11 protein-coding genes are annotated in these 16,825 nt (G+C 56.0%); 8 read left to right on the top strand and 3 right to left on the bottom strand.

All coding sequences use genetic code 11. The features are described from left to right. From hrpA to INT32_RS21535, 4 genes are all read left to right on the top strand, one after another. Positions 1 to 2,608: ATP-dependent RNA helicase HrpA (gene hrpA / locus INT32_RS21550; protein ID WP_193090739.1), on the top strand; the 2,608-nt coding region annotated here is incomplete at its 5' end. Between the two features lie 11 nt (positions 2,609 to 2,619). After that, positions 2,620 to 6,144 (top strand): DNA polymerase III subunit alpha, encoded by a 3,525-nt coding sequence (dnaE, locus tag INT32_RS21545; protein WP_193090738.1) that lies wholly within the window; start codon positions 2,620 to 2,622, stop codon positions 6,142 to 6,144. Between the two features lie 32 nt (positions 6,145 to 6,176). After that, entirely contained in the window at positions 6,177 to 7,319 is a 1,143-nt protein-coding gene (locus INT32_RS21540) for a glycosyltransferase family 4 protein (protein WP_193090741.1), read from the top strand. Then, positions 7,316 to 8,197, top strand: coding sequence for a polysaccharide deacetylase family protein (locus tag INT32_RS21535; RefSeq protein WP_193090737.1), 882 nt, complete (start codon positions 7,316 to 7,318; stop codon positions 8,195 to 8,197). The genes INT32_RS21540 and INT32_RS21535 overlap by 4 nt, the downstream gene beginning before the upstream one ends. A 253-nt stretch (positions 8,198 to 8,450) precedes the next feature. Here the strand turns inward: INT32_RS21535 and INT32_RS21530 are convergent, their stop codons facing one another. After that, positions 8,451 to 9,209, bottom strand: a complete 759-nt coding sequence (locus tag INT32_RS21530) for a YdcF family protein (RefSeq protein WP_193090736.1) — start codon at positions 9,207 to 9,209, stop codon at positions 8,451 to 8,453. A gap of 3 nt (positions 9,210 to 9,212) precedes the next feature. Next, positions 9,213 to 10,172 carry a glycosyltransferase family 9 protein gene (locus INT32_RS21525; protein ID WP_193090735.1) on the bottom strand — a complete coding sequence of 320 codons (960 nt, stop codon included), beginning with the start codon at positions 10,170 to 10,172 and terminating at the stop codon, positions 9,213 to 9,215. 140 nt (positions 10,173 to 10,312) lie between these two features. Between INT32_RS21525 and msbA the strand changes: the two genes are divergently transcribed. Then, positions 10,313 to 12,070, top strand: coding sequence for a lipid A export permease/ATP-binding protein MsbA (gene msbA / locus INT32_RS21520; protein WP_193090734.1), 1,758 nt, complete (start codon positions 10,313 to 10,315; stop codon positions 12,068 to 12,070). 74 nt (positions 12,071 to 12,144) lie between these two features. Continuing rightward, positions 12,145 to 12,507: a hypothetical protein gene (locus tag INT32_RS21515; protein WP_014751176.1), complete on the top strand. Its 363-nt coding sequence runs from the start codon at positions 12,145 to 12,147 to the stop codon at positions 12,505 to 12,507. Between the two features lie 22 nt (positions 12,508 to 12,529). Here INT32_RS21515 and rng read toward each other — a convergent pair whose 3' ends face one another. Further along, a complete protein-coding gene (rng, locus tag INT32_RS21510) occupies positions 12,530 to 13,993 on the bottom strand; it encodes a ribonuclease G (protein WP_193090733.1) in 1,464 nt (487 codons plus the stop codon). Positions 13,994 to 14,157: 164 nt separating this feature from the next. On the opposite strand from rng, the gene folE reads away from it, so the two are divergent. Next, the gene (gene folE, locus INT32_RS21505; RefSeq protein ID WP_193090740.1) at positions 14,158 to 14,883 is read left to right on the top strand and encodes a GTP cyclohydrolase I; all 726 of its coding nucleotides are present in this window, start codon (positions 14,158 to 14,160) and stop codon (positions 14,881 to 14,883) included. 501 nt (positions 14,884 to 15,384) lie between these two features. Continuing rightward, positions 15,385 to 16,380 (top strand): alpha/beta hydrolase, encoded by a 996-nt coding sequence (locus INT32_RS21500; RefSeq protein WP_193090732.1) that lies wholly within the window; start codon positions 15,385 to 15,387, stop codon positions 16,378 to 16,380. Positions 16,381 to 16,825 lie beyond the last annotated feature (445 nt).

The following is a 16,825-nucleotide window of genomic DNA, read 5'->3' as shown; positions in this document are numbered from 1 at the left end:
CGCTGTCATCCTGCGTATGAAAGCGCTGCGCATGAGTGATATCGAGTCGTTTCCGTTTGTCGACCGGCCGGCGGGCAAGGCGGTGGCCGATGGTTATAATCAGTTGCAGGAACTGGGCGCCCTGGATGAACACAATGCCTTGACTGCGATCGGCAAGACGCTGTCATTATTGCCGCTGGATCCGCGCATCGCGCGCATGATTCTGGCCGCCAACGATCAGCATTGCCTGCATGAGTTATTGATCATCGCAGCAGCGCTGTCTATCCAGGACCCGCGCGAGCGCCCCTTCAATGCACGCGAGGCCAGCGAGCAGGCGCACGTACGGTTTCGCGACGACAAGTCCGAATTCATGTCTTACCTGAAATTGTGGAATTGGTATGAGGACGCGGTGCGCCACAAGGGTTCGCAGCGCAAACTGGTTACCCAGCTGCGCGGTGAATTTCTCTCGCCCTTGCGTTTGCGCGAATGGCACGATGTGCACACGCAATTGCTGCAACTGGTGCGCGAGCAGGGCTGGCGTGTCAATACGACCGAAGCAACGTTTGAGCAGGTGCACCGCGCATTGCTGACTGGCTTGCTGGGCAACATCGGCCTCAAAAGCGAGGAGAGCGCCCAGTATCAGGGGGCGCGCGATATCCGTTTTGTGGTTCACCCCGGTTCGACGCTGATCAAGAAAAGCGGCAAATGGATTGTGGCTGCCGAACTGGTGGAAACGACCCGACTGTTTGCGCGGTGCATTGCCAATGTGGACCCTCGCTGGATCGAGTCGGCCGGTGCGCATCTGCTGAAGAAACATTGGTCCGACCCGGCATTCAATGCCAGTCGCGGGCAGGTGCTGGCCAACGAGCGAGCCACGCTTTATGGCCTGATGGTCTACAGTGGTCGCAAGGTCAATTACGGACGCATCGCACCGGGCGAGGCGCGGGAGATCTTTATCCGGCAGGCGCTGGTTGACGGGCAGATTACCGCTACGCTACCGTTTATCGCACATAACGCCAAGGTCATCCGGGAAATTGAAAAAATGGAGCATCAGGCCAGACGGCCTGATATTCTGATCGACGACGAATTGATCTTCGCCTTTTACGATAAACAGATTCCTGCCGATGTGTGCCAGACGCAGACGTTGGTGAACTGGTACGGCAAGCTGGACCAGACGGCTGCCCGGCAATTACTGCTGAACCGGGAAGATCTCATGCGTCACGAGGCATCGGGTATTACCTCGGATGTCTTTCCCAAGCGCACCGAATGGGAGGACATGTCTTTGGCCCTGTCTTACCATTTCGAACCCGGCTCGCCCAAAGACGGGGTGACCGCAACCATTCCGGTGTTTCTGCTCAATCAGGTAGATCCGGTGCAAAGCGAATGGCTGGTGCCGGGCATGCTCAAGGAAAAAGTGCTCCATCTGCTCAAATCGCTGCCGCAGAAATTGCGGCGTCACTGCGTGCCGCTGCCCGACTATGCCCAGGGGTTCTTTGAACGCTGGTTTGACAATGCCGCCAATCCGGACCGTTCGCTGGTGGTGGCGCTGGCCGATGACATTCGTGATGAACTGACGATTCGCGTGGCTACCAGCGACTTCAAGCCGGAAACGTTGCCGGCCCATCTGTTCATGAACTTCCGGGTAGTGGATGAACATGGCCGTATGCTCTCGGCTGGTCGCAACCTGAGCCAGTTGAAGGCAGAACATGCACCGGCTGCGCAGGCATCGTTTCAGTCTATGGTCAGTCGCGACAAATCGGTGGCCCAGGTGGTCAGCCAGGACGATATTGTGGAATGGAATTTCGGCCAGTTGCCGGAAATCATGGAAATCCGCAAGAAGAATGACGTCTTCATCGGTTACCCGGCGCTGGTGGATCTGGGGCAAAGCTGCACCATTGATGTGTTCGATGACCCCGATATGGCTGCACGCAAGCACCGGCAGGGGCTGCTGCGCCTGTTTCGCATCGCCATGAAAGATCAGTTAAAGCAACTGGCCAAATCTATTCCGGAACTCACGCGCATGGGTATGCTGGCCGTTTCGCTGATGAATCAGGAGAGCTTGCGTGATCAGATTATTGAGGCGGCCCTGGGACAGGCCTGCCTGGCCGAGCCGCTGCCGGCCAATGCCGAGCAGTTCGAAGCGCGCCGTCTGGATGCCAAGGGCCGTATCGGTTTATTGATTCAGGAAGAGGCTCGGCTGGCACTGGCCACCCTGACAGAGTGGGCGGCACTGCAAAAGAAACTGGTCTCGGTACGTTCTTCGGCCAAGACGCTGCACGACGATATTGTGGCAGGCGCAAGTGCCTTTATGACGGCGCAGTTTCTGACCGACCACTCACACAGCCGGCGAGCCCATTATCTGCGCTATCTGAAGGCGGCGTCGGCGCGTATCGATAAATACCGCAGCGATCCGGCGCGCGATGCCCGCCTGATGCAGGAAATGGCTCCTCTGGCGCTTAACTACCAGCGCATGCGCAGCGCGCTCAAAGGCCAGGCTGACGAGCGGCTGGATGACTTTTTCTGGATGCTCCAGGAACTGCGCGTGGCTCTGTTTGCGCAGGAGCTGCGCACCCCGGTGCCGGTGTCGGTACGGCGTTTGCAAAAAAGCTGGGAAAGCCTTAATCGTTGATACAATAGCATATGACTTCAGTAGATGCTTCTCCCACATTTGTCCATTTGCGCACCCACTCGGAATTTTCCGTGGTGGACGGGACTGCGCGCATCAGCGAGCTGGTTGCCGCCGCTGCTGCCTATTCGCAACCGGCCATCGCGCTGACTGATTTATCCAATCTGTTTGGCTTGATCAAATTCTACAAAGCAGCCAGGGCCAAGGGCATCAAGCCCATCGCCGGATGCGATGTGTGGCTGGCCAATGAGCAGGATCGCGATAAGCCATTTCGCGCGCTGTTGCTGGTACAAAACCGCCAGGGCTATCTGGCCCTGTGCGAGGTGCTCTCGCGCGCCTGGACTGCCAATCAGTACAAGGGCAGGGCGGAATTGCAGCGCGAGTGGCTGGAAAACCAGTCAGGGCTGATTCTGCTTTCCGGCGGCATGGCTGGCGATGTCGGTCAGGCATTGCTCGCCGGGCGGGTAGACCAGGCCGAAGCGTTGGCACGCCGTTGGGCCGCGTGGTTCCCACGTTCCTATTTTATTGAACTGCAGCGCACCGGTCCGCAGGCCGATGAGCGCTATGTGCAACTGGCCATGCAACTGGCTGCCCGTCTGGATTTGCCGGTTGTTGCCACCCACCCGGTACAGTTCACCCGGCCCGAAGACTTCCGTATGCACGAAGCCCGCGTCTGTATTTCCGATGGCGAGCTGCTGGGCAACAAATCGCGCACCCGCCGCTTCTCAGAAGACCAGTATGTGCTCAGTTCGGCACAGATGGCCAGCAAGTTTGCCGATGTGCCTTCGGCCATCGCCAATACGGTTGAAATCGCCCGCCGCTGCTCACTGACGCTGTCGCTGGGTAAACCGCATCTGCCCGATTTTCCGACGCCCGATAACAGTTCTCTGGACCAATATCTAATCAAACTGTCCGAAGACGGCCTGGAAATACGGTTAAAGCAACTGTACCCGGACGAACAGGAGCGGGAAAAGGCGCGAGCTGCCTATCAGGACCGGCTCAAACTGGAATGCAAAACCATCATTGGCATGGGGTTTCCTGGCTACTTTCTGATCGTGGCGGACTTTATCAACTGGGGCAAGCAGAACGGGGTGCCGGTAGGTCCGGGGCGTGGTTCTGGTGCCGGTTCGCTGGTGGCGTATGCCTTGGGCATTACCGATCTTGACCCCTTGCGCTACGATTTGCTGTTCGAACGGTTCCTGAATCCCGAGCGGGTTTCCATGCCCGACTTCGATATTGACTTCTGCCAGGATAACCGCGAAAAGGTGATTGAGTACGTCAAGGAAAAATACGGGCGCGACGCGGTCAGCCAGATTGCCACTTTTGGTACGCTGGGAGCCAAGGCGGTTGTGCGCGATGTGGGCAGGGTGCTGGAGCTGCCTTATTCCCTGTGCGATGGCCTGTCCAAACTGATTCCGTTCAATCCGGCCAATCCCTGGAGTCTGGCCAAGACGCTGGAAGAAGAGCCTGAATTTCGTCGTCGTTACGACAATGACGAAGAGGTCAAGGCCATCGTCGATCTGGCGCGCCCGTTGGAAGGCCTAACCCGCAACGTCGGCATGCACGCCGGCGGCGTACTGATTGCGCCCGGTAAGCTGACCGATTTTTGCCCGCTGTATTGCCAGCCCGGCACCGATACCAGTGTGGTTTCCCAGTATGACAAAGATGATGTTGAGGCCGCAGGTCTGGTCAAGTTCGACTTTCTGGGGCTGCGCAACCTGACCATCCTGGATTGGGCGGTGCGCTATGTGCGGCGCTTCAATCCGGCCATGCGCGACTTTGACATCATGTCGCTGTCGCTGGACGATCCCGGGGCCTATCGCATTTTGTGCGAGGGCAATACCACAGCGGTATTCCAGCTCGAGGGCCGGGGCATGAAAGAGCTGCTCAAAAAGCTGCTGCCCAATACGTTCGAAGACATTATTGCCGTGCTGGCCCTGTATCGTCCCGGTCCCCTGGAGTCGGGCATGGTTGATGACTTCGTCAACCGCAAGCACGGGCGCGCCGAGGTCGATTATTTCCACCCCTCGCTGGAGTCGACGCTGCGTAGCACCTACGGCGTTATTGTCTACCAGGAACAGGTGATGCTGATTTCCCAGATTGTAGGCGGCTACAGTCTGGGAGGCGCCGATCTGCTGCGCCGGGCCATGGGTAAGAAAAAAGCCGAGGAAATGGCCAAGCACCGGGAGCTGTTTGAAAAAGGCGCGGTGGAAAAAGGCTATGACGGTGACCTGGCCGTGCGCCTGTTTGACCTGATGGAAAAATTCGCCGGCTATGGCTTTAACAAAAGTCACTCGGCTGCCTATGCGCTCATTTCCTATCAGACGGCCTGGCTCAAGGCGCATCATCCTGCCGAATTCATTGCCGCGACCATGTCTTCGGATATGGACGACACGGACAAAGTACAGATTTTCTGGCGCGATGCGCTGGACAATGGCGTTGCAGTGCTGCCGCCCGACGTTAACGAATCGGTTTATCGCTTCGAACCGGTAGAGGACGATGCCATGCGTGCGGGCAAACCGCCGCGCACTATCCGGTTTGGCCTGGGCGCCGTCAAGGGCACAGGCCAGGGTGCTGTCGAGGAAATTTTGCGGGCCCGTGAAACGGGTGGACCGTTTGAAGACCTTTACGATTTTTGCAAGCGCGTCAATCGCCATACCGTCAACCGGCGCACCATGGAGGCATTGATTCGTGCCGGGGCGTTTGACGAACTCGAACGCAATCGCGCGGCGCTGCTGGCCGCGTTAACGCATGCCATTGATGCAGCAGACCAGGCCGACCGCAGCGCTGACCAGGTCTCGCTGTTCGGCGACGATTCCGGCGCCATCGTGCAGGATCAGGTGGCCCGTGTGCAGCCCTGGAATCTGCATAGAGAACTTATCGAAGAAAAGAATGCGCTCGGCTTTTATTTCAGTCATCATCTGTTTGATGTTTGGCGCGACGAGGTACGCCGGTTTGCGCCCACCAAACTGTCTGGTATCAACGAATCACGCGATGCGCAGTGGGTGGCAGGTGTGCTGATCGGCCAGCGATTTTTTGCCAGTAATCGCAAGACGCCCGGTCAGCCCGAGGCCGATGACCGATTGTATTTCCTGCTGCTCGATGATGGCTCGGCGCAGGTGGAAATCATGTGCCCTGGCAGCGTGTATGAACTGAATCGCCATATTCTGAAAAGCGACAGTCTGGTTATCGCGCGGATCAAGGCCAAGGTCAATCGCTTCAATGGCGGGCTGCGCATCAGTGCAGACAGCCTGTATGATTTGCAAAAGGCGCGCGAAGAGCGGGCCCGCTGTCTGCAGATCGAAATTGCAGATGGCATGTCGGTCAGCATGCTCAAGTCTTTGCTCAATCCGTACCGTGCCGAGCCCGAGAACGGTATTCCCGGCGTGCGAGTGCAACTGAGTTATGTTTCTGCCGGCCAGGGCTATAAATGCGATATTGAACTGGGCGAGGAATGGCGCGTGCGCATGGCCGACAGCCTGTTCGAACGACTGCGCGAACATCAGCAGTCCGGTTCCGTAGAGGTAAGCTATTCGTGAATACATCTGCCAAACCACCCGTTGTTCAGGACGTGCCGCAGGGGGCAGGGGTCTGCGCAACAGCGGTTGAGAAAACGGCCAGACCGTTACGCATCGTGCACTCCGAAGCGGCAGTGTCCTTTGGCGGGCAGGAACACCGTATCTTCAAGGAGATGCGCGCCATGCGCAAGCGCGGGCACCATATGGAGCTGATCTGCCGGCCCGAAGCCCAGCTTGTGGCGCGCATGCGCGATGAAGGTTTTGTCGTGCATACGGTTCCCATGGGCGGGATTGTCAATTTTGTCAAAGGGGTGGCCGCGATTCGCCGAATTCTGAGCGACGGGCGGTTCGATGTGCTCAACACGCATAGTCGCAAGGATACGCTGATCGCAGCGCTGGCCGGACGTCTTGCCGGAACCCCCCTCATTGTCCGCACCCGGCATCTGGCCATTCCCATCGGCTCACTGCTGTCCTATACCTGGCTGCCGCACAAGGTGGCGACGGTCAGTAACCATGTGCGGCAAATGGTGCTGAACAAGGGCGTGGCGCCAGAAAAAGTGGCCACAATTTATTCGCCGGTCGAGCCACCGGCGCCAGTGGCGCAATCGACGCTGCGCGAGGAGCTGGGACTGGACAGTTCGGCAATCGTCGTTATTTGTGTAGCGGTGATGCGTGAGAAAAAAGGCCACACCTTTCTCATCGACAGCATGAAGGCCCTGTTTGAACGCTATCGGGATCTGCACTTGGTGCTGGTTGGCGCCGGCTCGCCAACGTTTGAGAAAGTCGGCAAGCATATCGCCGACAGCGGCCTGCAGCAGCGTGTACATCTGATGGGTTACCGAAAGGACGTACCCAATCTGCTTGCCGGCAGCGATATATTCGCCCTTGCCACCGAGCAGGAGGCCTCGGGCACGGTTTACGTGGAAGCGCAAATGAGCGGTCTGCCGGTCGTGGGCACCGATGTCGGCGGTGTCTCTGAGATGCTCAGGAACGGCGAAACCGGTATCCTGGTCCCCTTGCATGATGCGACCGCGCTTACCCAGGCGCTCGATACGCTGATTCAAAATCCGGGATTGCGCACACAGATGAGCCGTGCAGCGCATAAATGGCTTTATGATGAAGCCGTATTTTCTCCGGAAATGCTGGCCATCAATACTGAAGCCGTTTACTGCAAATGGCTGGATGAAAAATCATGACAGACAATGCAAAGAATGTTCCGGTGCTCATGTATCACCATGTGCATCCACTCAAAAGCCCCCTCAACGTACAGCCCGATGTGTTCGAACGCCAACTGGCTGCCTTGAAGGGTGCGGGCTATCGTTCGCTGACGATCGAGCAGTTTGCCGATTACCTGAACGGTGCGCCGGTGCCCAACAAATCGGTGTTGATCACTTTTGATGACGGCTATCTGAATAACTACACTTACGCCTATCCACTACTCAAAAAGTATGGAATGACCGGGGTTTTGTTTGTGGTTACCGGGTGGATCGGCGAAGGGGAGCCGCGCCCGACCACTGCCAATGCCGACCTTGCAGATTTGCCGGCGGCGTACGTGCATGAAGAGTCCAAGCATCTGGTGGCGTCCGGCGAAACTGACAAGGTCATTCTGCGCTGGTCCGAATTGCAGGAAATGGATGCCAGCGGCGTTATGCAGATCCATTCGCATACCCATACGCATACCCGCTGGGACAAGGTCGCCTCAAGCCGCGAAGAAAAAATCGAAAAAATCAGTGAAGAACTGGCGCTGTGCCGCGGGTTGATTGCCCAGCGGCTGAACAAACAGGATGACTTCATCTGCTGGCCCCAGGGATATTTCGATGAAGACTACAAGCAGGCGGCACGGGATCTGGGCTTTCGCTATTTTTTCACGACCGATGCCTATGGCTTTAACCGGCCGCATGGTGACGCGGAAAATATTTACCGCATCGCTGTGTCCAACCGCAGTGGCAAATGGCTGCTCAATCGGCTCTTCTATGCCAGAGATACGCTGGCCGGACGCCTTTACGGTAAATTCAAGAAGTGGAAAAAGATGCGTCGCGAAGCCAGAAAACGGGCTGGCGAAGCCAGGGCTTAGCGCGCTGCGGTGTTTGTCGTGGGCGATCAAGGCTTATCGTTTATTGGTGATTGATCACACGTATATCCCACCGTACTAAACAGGCGCTCACACATCTGCCGGTGCAAGTGGTGCCGGGCCTGCGGCGGGCCAGCCAGATTGCACTCAATTTTAGTTGACTGCAGCACTGCGTTTGATCTATACGGATGAGCTGCCAGATCCCGCCCATGACGCTCTGGCCAGAAGATACTCAGGTCGGGCCAGCAGCCCTGCATCACACCCAGCCGCGCAACCAATACACCAATACACCCACATATTCCTTGAGAATCGAGCGGCTGCCGGCCAAGGCCCGCTCATTGGGGATGAAGAGCGAAAAGTCCTTGTCGTCCGGTATAGTGATTTGGGCCGGATTGGGGGCGGCGGTGACGTCCAGGCCATATTTGCTGAAAGAGGCCATGGAGCGGGGCATGTGCAGGGCGGAAGTGACCAGCAAAATGGAACGGATCTGGTGGTCCCGCAATTGCTGCACCGTGAGTGCGGCATTCTCATGCGTGGTGCGGCTCTCATTCTCAAGAATGATGTCCTCTGCCGGTACGCCCAGCGTTTTGAGCCTGGCTGCCATGCCGCGCGCTTCGCTGACGTCGCCCGACAATGCGCCACCCGACACCAGTATGCGAGGCGCTTTGTGCTGGAAATAGAGTTCGGCTGCCGTGTCCACGCGGGCAATCTTGGAGTCGGGCGCAAGCGGTTCAAACCAGTTGATGCGATTATTGGCCGTGGCGCCACCGAGCACGACGATGGCCTGCGCGGTCGGATATTGCGCGGTAGGACGGTGCGGATAACTGTTTTCCAGAATTCCTCCAAACAGGATGGAGGTAACGGGCAGGGACCAGATCAGTACCCACAGTATGCCGGCAAAAATAAGTGACAGCCCGCTACGCTTAAAGCGAATCAGGCATAGCACAAACCCCAGAACCATCAGGAAAATACACAGGTTCAGAGGTACAACAAGATTTATCAGTGAGCTGAACATGTTTTATTCGTTCCGCAATAATTGATTGACTGTGCCTAGCACATCGTCGACTGACGGCCAGTGTCCATAGGTGCCCAGCAGTTGCGCGCGGGGCGTCCACGGGCGGGTACGCGTGGGGTTGGTGACCCCGATCAGGGTAAGCTGGGGCGTTTCGGTTAGCGCAGCCAGGTGGGCCACACCCGAATCGTTGCAGATGACCAGGCGGCACTGCCGAAGCAATGCGACAAAGGCGGCAAGATCCAGTGCAGGAAGCACTGTCGCGGTCGGCGCATTGGCCTGCGCCTGAGCAACTTCACTGGGCGGCGGCGACATGACAACAGTATAACCTTGTGCCTGCAACTGACGAGTCAGGCTGTCAAAGTGCGGCCATACCTTATTTCTGCCCTGATGCTCTCCGGTTGCGGTCGGCGCGATCAGTATCGGTGCATCGGTTGCCGCTGCCGCCGATAATGCCGCTTGCGCGGCAGCGATGGCGTCTGCGCCAGAGGGCAAATACAAGCTGTCTGCGGGTTGCGCGGCCAGCGTCAGCCCCCACCGAGCGAAGGCCTCGCGGGTAAGCCAATACCAGGATTGCACGGCATGCAGCGTTTGCGATGGTTTGGCAAAGCCCCACTTGAGCAGCAGCGAGCGGCCATCGTCCTGGTACCCCGCACATTGCAGGCCCGCCAGACGGAAGGCCAGCGCACTGGTCAGCGAATCGGGCAGCAGCAGCCCCACGCTGCGTCCTGCGCCAGGGTGGGCACTGCGATGCGCTTTGATGCGTCGACGGTCTTGGCGCCACTGGCCGCTGAGCGCCAGAAACTGCAGGTTGGGCAGGTCTGCCAACAGGGCCTGGGCCCATGGCTTGCCGCAGGCCACGATGGTCAGGCCGCTGGCCAGCGCTGCCTCGATCGCAGGCCTGGACATGCAAACGTCACCAATCCAGTTTGGCAGCCGGATGTAAACACGTTCTAGGTTTTTCATGCTCCGGATTTTAGCGTGGTTTTCATGCTGCCGCGGCAAACTTCTCCCGATAATCCAGCCAAACAGACACGCAAGGCCAGTCTAAACCGGTAAAATCCCCGGGATGAACAGTAAGAAAATGACAGTATAAGGTACCCAGATTGGATAACTCTTTCAAAAGCGGTAGCCGCAAAACCGTGTTTCGACGTATTTACGCCAGAGTCGGTGACTACTGGCAGGCCCTGGTCACAGCGCTGGTGCTGGTGTCTGTGGCCGCAGTCACCCAGCCCGCGCTGGCCTATATCATGAAACCCCTTCTTGACGAGGGTTTCAATGGCGCCAAGCCACACTATATCTGGTCCATTCCGCTCACCGTTGTGGGGCTGTTTCTGGTGCGTGGCGTCCTGAACTTTCTGAGCGATTACCTGCTGGCCTGGATTGCCAACAATATGCTGCTGGGTATCCGCAAGGACATGTTTGAAAAGCTGCTGGGCATGCCTGACGGTGAATTTCAGAAAGGCGACACCGGCAGGCTGATGAATCGCTTCACCATCGATGCCGGCAATATTACGGACTACGCCACCGAGGTGTGCATCATTCTAGTGCGTGATGGTGCAGTGGTGATTGCCCTGTTGGCCATGTTGTTGTATTTGTCATGGCAGTTGACGCTGATTATCTTTATTATCATGCCCGTTTCCGTGATTACCACGCGAATATTCATCAAGCGGCTGCGTCGCATCAATATGAAAACGGTGGATATCAACGCAGAACTCACCCGGGTGGTCAAGGAGTCCATTGAAGGCCAGCGCGTGGTCAAACTGTTCAATGGATACAATTTCGAGCGCGGGCGATTTCTGTCGGTCAATAGCGGACTGCGCCGGTTTGCCATGCGCTCGGCCATTGCCAGCGCCGCGATGACGCCCATCACCCAGCTCAGTATTGCATTTGCCGTGGGTATTGTGATTGCGACCGCGTTGTACCAGGGAAGCACCGGCGCCCTGACCGTCGGCTCATTTGCGGCGTTTCTCACGGCCCTGGCGCAAATCTTCGATCCGGTCAAACGCCTGACTAATGTTGCCGCACGTATGCAGAAAATGCTGGTGGCGGCCGACAGCGTGTTTACCTTGATCGACAGTCCCCAGGAAAATGACACGGGCAAAAAAATACTGGACTCCGATAAGTTGGGTAGCATCTCGTTTGAAAACGTGAGCTTTCGCTTTCCCGATGCCAGCAGCGACACCCTGAGCGATATTTCCTTTACCGTCAATCGCGGGGAAACTATTGCGTTTGTTGGCCGTTCCGGCAGTGGAAAAACCACATTGGTCAATATGATCCCGCGGTTTGTCGATCCGGTCAGCGGACAGATTACGATGGACGGCATCAATATTGACGATTACACACTCGAGAGTCTGCGTTCACAATTGTCACTGGTGAGCCAGAGTGTGGTGCTGTTCGAAGGCACCATGGCTCAGAACGTGGCTTACGGCTTTTTTGGCGATACCAACGAGGATCGCATACGGGAAGCGCTGGCTTCGGCCAACCTGCTCGATTATGTCAATTCGCTGCCACAAGGGCTGGAAACGCCTATTGGAGAGAACGGCGCCTGGCTCTCGGGCGGGCAACGTCAGCGTCTGGCCATCGCCCGTGCCCTCATCAAGAATGCGCCCATCCTGATTCTTGACGAAGCCACCTCGGCACTGGACAACGAGTCCGAAAGGCAGGTCCAGGCGTCACTGGAAACGCTGATGAAGGGCCGCACGACATTCGTGATTGCACACCGCCTTTCCACTGTGCAGAACGCTGATCGCATTCTCGTGCTGGACCGGGGACGTATCGTCGAGCAGGGAAATCATACCGAGCTCTTGAAAAATAGCGGATTGTACGCATCTTTATATAACATGCAGTTTCGCGACAGCTGATGGCACTTGAATTAGCCGTGCAGTCTTGCGTATCATACTGATTCCACTATCTATATTTGTATTTGAGATATATTATGACCCAATCCTCTCCCAGCCAAGGCGCTTTCTGGGGATATGAACATCCCGAGGTGAAAGGGCCCAATGCATTGATGTTTTTTACCTGGGATCTGTCCAAAACCATCGAACAGGCATTCAAGGATGCGAACGATGACAACATCAATGACTTTCTGGATACTGCCCAGACCTCGATTGATGCCCTGTTGCAAAAGTATATTGAAATCGAAGCAGATCCGGCCACGTTTGATGGCCAGAGTATCCGCCTGCGCTTTGAACAGAGTGAAGAAAGCAATACGCCGCTGATTGCTCTGGAAACGTCGCCCCACCTTGAGGATCGGATCATCAAGATGCAGGCCCGGGTTCAACCCGGCCATAGCTGACCGGCTCTGCAATCGGTCCTGATCAGATCAGGACGATATCGTACATTTCCTGGGAATACCGGTTGTCCACTTCAAGGGTAACCGGTTTACCAATAAAGTCTCCCAGCGTAGCCAGGTACTGGCTTTCTTCCTCCAGAAACAGATCAATCACCCCTTGGGAGGCAATGAGCCGGAATTCCCGGGGGTTAAATTGCCTGGCTTCCCGTAAAATTTCGCGCAAAATGTTGTAACACATGGTCTGTGGCGTTTGGATCTGACCACGAGAGTCGCAGGTCGGGCAGGGCTCGCACAATTGGTGGGAAAGCGAGTCGCGGGTGCGCTTGCGCGTCATTTCCACCAGTCCGAGCGCCGAAAAACCGTTGGTTGTGGTTTTTGTGCGGTCACGACTCAGGGCTTTCTGCAATTCGGCCAGCACCGCGTCCTGATGGTCTTTATTGTCCATATCGATGAAGTCGATAATGATAATGCCGCCCATATTGCGAATACGCAGCTGGCGCGCAATGGCGTGAGCCGCTTCCAGGTTGGTCTTGAAAATGGTGTCGTGAAAGCTGCGGCCGCCAACAAAGCCGCCGGTATTCACATCAATACTGGTCAGCGCTTCGGTCTGATCAATAATCAGGTAGCCGCCCGACTTCAGGTCTACCCGGCGCGAGAGGGCTGACTTGATCTCTTCGTCTACATTGGCCGTGTCAAACAGGGGCCGCTCTCCGTGATAGTGGTTGATTTTGTTGGAGATGCCTGGCGTGTAAATATCTGCCCAGGTCTGCAGTGTTTGCACAGTGACGCGAGAGTCGATCTCGATGGATTCGGTTTCGGGGCTGACCATGTCCCGCAATACCCGCTGGGCCAGGGTCAGATCTTCATAAAGCAGGGAAGGCGCTGCCTGCGTCATGACGGCGGCCTGTATCATGGACCAGCGGCGGGCCAGGTATTCCTGATCGCGCGCGATTTCATCGTCGCTTGCGCCTTCAGCCTGGGTGCGAATAATATAGCCGCCTTTCTCATTGGCCGGCATATGAGCCGTGACCCGTTCTTTCAGGCTATTGCGTTCTTGTTCAGATTCAATCTTTTGGGAAATGCCGATATGATTGTCATAGGGTAAATACACCAGCATGCGGCCGGCGATGCTGATCTGGTTCGATAGCCGTGCCCCCTTGTTGCCCAGGGGGTCTTTGATCACCTGCACCAGTATTGTTTGTCCTTCAAACAGCAGCTTTTCAATTTGCGTATAAGGAATGCCGGTATTGCGCACGGCGCGGTTTTCGCGCAGGTCTGCAATATGGATGAATGCCGCGCGTTCCAACCCGATGTCGACGAAGGCGCTTTGCATGCCGGGCAGTACCCGCACGACCCGACCCAGATAAATATTGCCAACTTTACCGCGCTGTCGCGTGCGCTCAAGATGAATCTCCTGAACGACGCCGTGTTCTATCAGGGCAACGCGGGTTTCAAACGGTGTTACGTTGATCAGAATGTGTCCACTCATATTATTTTCGTCTGCTACGGTTTCGTGGTTGGTGCTGTCAGCTTAGCATGAGAAGTCTGCGCAAAGCGACGGCCGGCACACAGGGGTTCATGATAAACAGTATCATAATGCATTGGATCAGGTTCATATTTCAGACAAGGACAAGTGTCGTGAGCGATAGCAACATAAACAAGGACAACGAGCAACAATCGGAGCAGGCGACGCATCCGGATGATAGGGGTTATATTTCCACACGGATCCGCCAGCGTATTCGCCAGGCCGGTGCCCGCTTTCATGCTAATGACAACATCGCCCGTTTTATCGAGCCCGGCGAGCTTGAGCTGCTGCAGCAGGAAGTGCAGGAAAAAATGCAGGCGGTGCTCTCCAGTCTGGTCATCGACACCGAGAGCGATCACAACACCAACGAAACTGCCAAGCGGGTGGCAAAGATGTATTTGCGTGAAGTCTTTGTCGGCCGTTATACCGAAGCGCCGCTAGTGACCGAGTTCCCCAACATTGAAAAGCTCAATGAACTGATGATTGTCGGGCCGATTCAGGTGCGCAGCGCCTGCTCTCATCATCTGTGCCCCATCATGGGCAAAGTCTGGATCGGCATCATGCCCAACGAGCATTCCAATCTCATTGGTCTGTCGAAATATGCAAGACTGGTTGCCTGGCTGATGGAACGGCCGCAAATCCAGGAGGAGGCCGTCAAGCACGTGGCAGACTTACTGATGAAGAAAGTAAACCCGGACGGCCTGGCGGTGGTCATGGATGCTGATCACTTTTGCATGCAGTGGCGCGGCGTCAGGGATATGGAATCGCGCATGATCAATAGCGTCATGCGTGGGTCCTTTCTGAATGACTCGGACCTGCGCCGGGAATTTCTCTCGTTGATCAAGGCGCGTTAAGGCTTATGCCTGGCGCTGGTGCAACGTCCATTCCAAGACGTGCTCGGCTGGTGGCAGAAGGTATAGCCGAGTTTATAGTACGATTTATAACTGGATTGGCGTCTCACCGCGGGCTTGGTGCCTCTCTGGTACCGGCATTCGATGGCAGCGTTTTTTTGCAATAGAGCCATCGGCAGCAACAGGGGTTCAGTCCATATAGGATATTTCGGGGCTGATGGCGGGCAAGTGATTCGCACACCGGGTTCGCCGGACAGCCCAGCGATGCACGCTGCTTATGAATAGCCAGGCTTAAAAGTTAAACCCCACGCATTCTGGCCTTCGAACAGATCGGATCGCTCGGCCCGGCGACAGCTATCACCTGGCAGATAGCTGTCGGATGTCACTGTCATCTGAAAAGAGCGTTTAAGACAACAAAATGGTATTGAAGATGCTGATGCGGCGTTTATCGGACAGTTTTTTGCGACAGACGGCGTTGTCTAGGTCTGTTTTGCCTGCGTCGTCATGCTTGGCGCCGTTGGCGCGCAAACCAGCTGGGCCCAGCCAGTGCAAGAAATCCCGCAAATCGTTTCCATGGCCGACAGCCTGTATAACATCAGACATCACGACATGACCAGGCAGATGCACCAATACCGGGTGTTTTTGGCCACCCCAAGATCAGTACCGGCTGACAAGCGCCTGCCAGCGGCGCTCTATGTGCTCGATGGCAATGCCCAGTTTCCGCTGGCAGTCAATGCCATTTATGAAAAATGGAGTGCCATGTCAGGCAAAGCGCAGTCGTCAGCGAGTTTGCCCGTCATTGTCGGCTTGGGATATCCCGAGGCAAAGGCATATCCACTTGCGGCGCGTACTCGCGATTACACCTACGCCGCGCCCGGTGACGCGTTTGCTGCCGGTGGCGGTGCGGCGAACTTCTATGAATTTGTCAGCAGCCAGGTCCGACCCTATATAGATAAGCAGTATGTGACCGACCCAGCGCATCAGATTCTTTCCGGCCATTCCTTTGGTGGCTTGTTTGCGCACTATGTATTACTTAACCACCCGGATGCATTTGATCAATATGTCATAGGCAGCCCATCCCTGTGGTGGGGGAATGGCGCCATCCTGAACGATGCGCAGGCATTCGCGGTTAAACGGGGGAAGGGTAACGCGTTAGTTCGCGATTCTTCTGCTACAGATTCTGCTGCTATAGATAGCGGCGTGTTCCCCTATAAAGATAAGGACACCGTGTCTGTCACGATTTTGCAGGGCGAATATGAGGAAAATCCCAGGGCTGATCCTAATATCACCCCGGAGCGCCTTGCTCGAATCCAAAAGCGCAATAATAATAACCAGATGAGTGCGCGCCAGCTGGATGCCTGGTTACGCACGCGGGGTGTTGATAGCCACTTCATGCTGGTGGCTCGGGGCAATCATGGTGACGTGATCCCGGCTGTTATCGAAATGGCAGCGCGGGGTGCGCTGGACAACAAAGCCGGACAAGAAAACAAGACGAACTAGAATTGCCCCGGCAAGGGAGCAGGGCAGCCCGAAAACAGAAAGCAGAAAAGAGTTGTGGCGCCATTGCCGACGCGAAAAGGTATCGGATCAAGAGCAAAACTATTTATCTGCGAGTTTGTTTGCTGCCTGCGTTGGATCCCCGCGTTAATTTTTCGGTATTTCCTCTATTGAGCGTAAAACATGCCTTCAATTGGCAGTGAACACAGCGGGAGGATGCTGTTCAATAGCAAAAAGCAAGAGCCAAGGGTAAAAAAGGGCAGCCAGGCGCGATCTATTGGTCATATTTCGCATGGCTCGCTTTGCCCGATGTTGCATTTTTGTTGCATAAAACGAACGTGACGCGAGTGGCACTAAAAATAATCAAAAGTGTGTCAAAAAGGCGAAACTGAATCAAATCATGCGCTTAGGGTAATTACGGATCTTAAAACGGCTGCGTGGGTAAAGT

It is taken from the genome of Advenella sp. FME57, from assembly GCF_014897675.1.
Lineage (GTDB): Bacteria > Pseudomonadota > Gammaproteobacteria > Burkholderiales > Burkholderiaceae_B > Advenella.
Note: the sequence above shows the minus strand (reverse complement) of the source record. Positions and strands in the feature narration are given on the sequence as shown.

Coding starts and splice junctions, on each gene's coding strand:
- INT32_RS21530 (WP_193090736.1), bottom strand. CDS start 9,209: ATGTTCAGCTCACTGATAAATCTTGTTGTACCTCTGAACCTGTGTATT.
- INT32_RS21535 (WP_193090737.1), top strand. CDS start 7,316: ATGACAGACAATGCAAAGAATGTTCCGGTGCTCATGTATCACCATGTG.
- dnaE (WP_193090738.1), top strand. CDS start 2,620: ATGACTTCAGTAGATGCTTCTCCCACATTTGTCCATTTGCGCACCCAC.
- rng (WP_193090733.1), bottom strand. CDS start 13,993: ATGAGTGGACACATTCTGATCAACGTAACACCGTTTGAAACCCGCGTT.
- INT32_RS21500 (WP_193090732.1), top strand. CDS start 15,385: ATGCTTGGCGCCGTTGGCGCGCAAACCAGCTGGGCCCAGCCAGTGCAA.
- INT32_RS21525 (WP_193090735.1), bottom strand. CDS start 10,172: ATGAAAAACCTAGAACGTGTTTACATCCGGCTGCCAAACTGGATTGGT.
- INT32_RS21515 (WP_014751176.1), top strand. CDS start 12,145: ATGACCCAATCCTCTCCCAGCCAAGGCGCTTTCTGGGGATATGAACAT.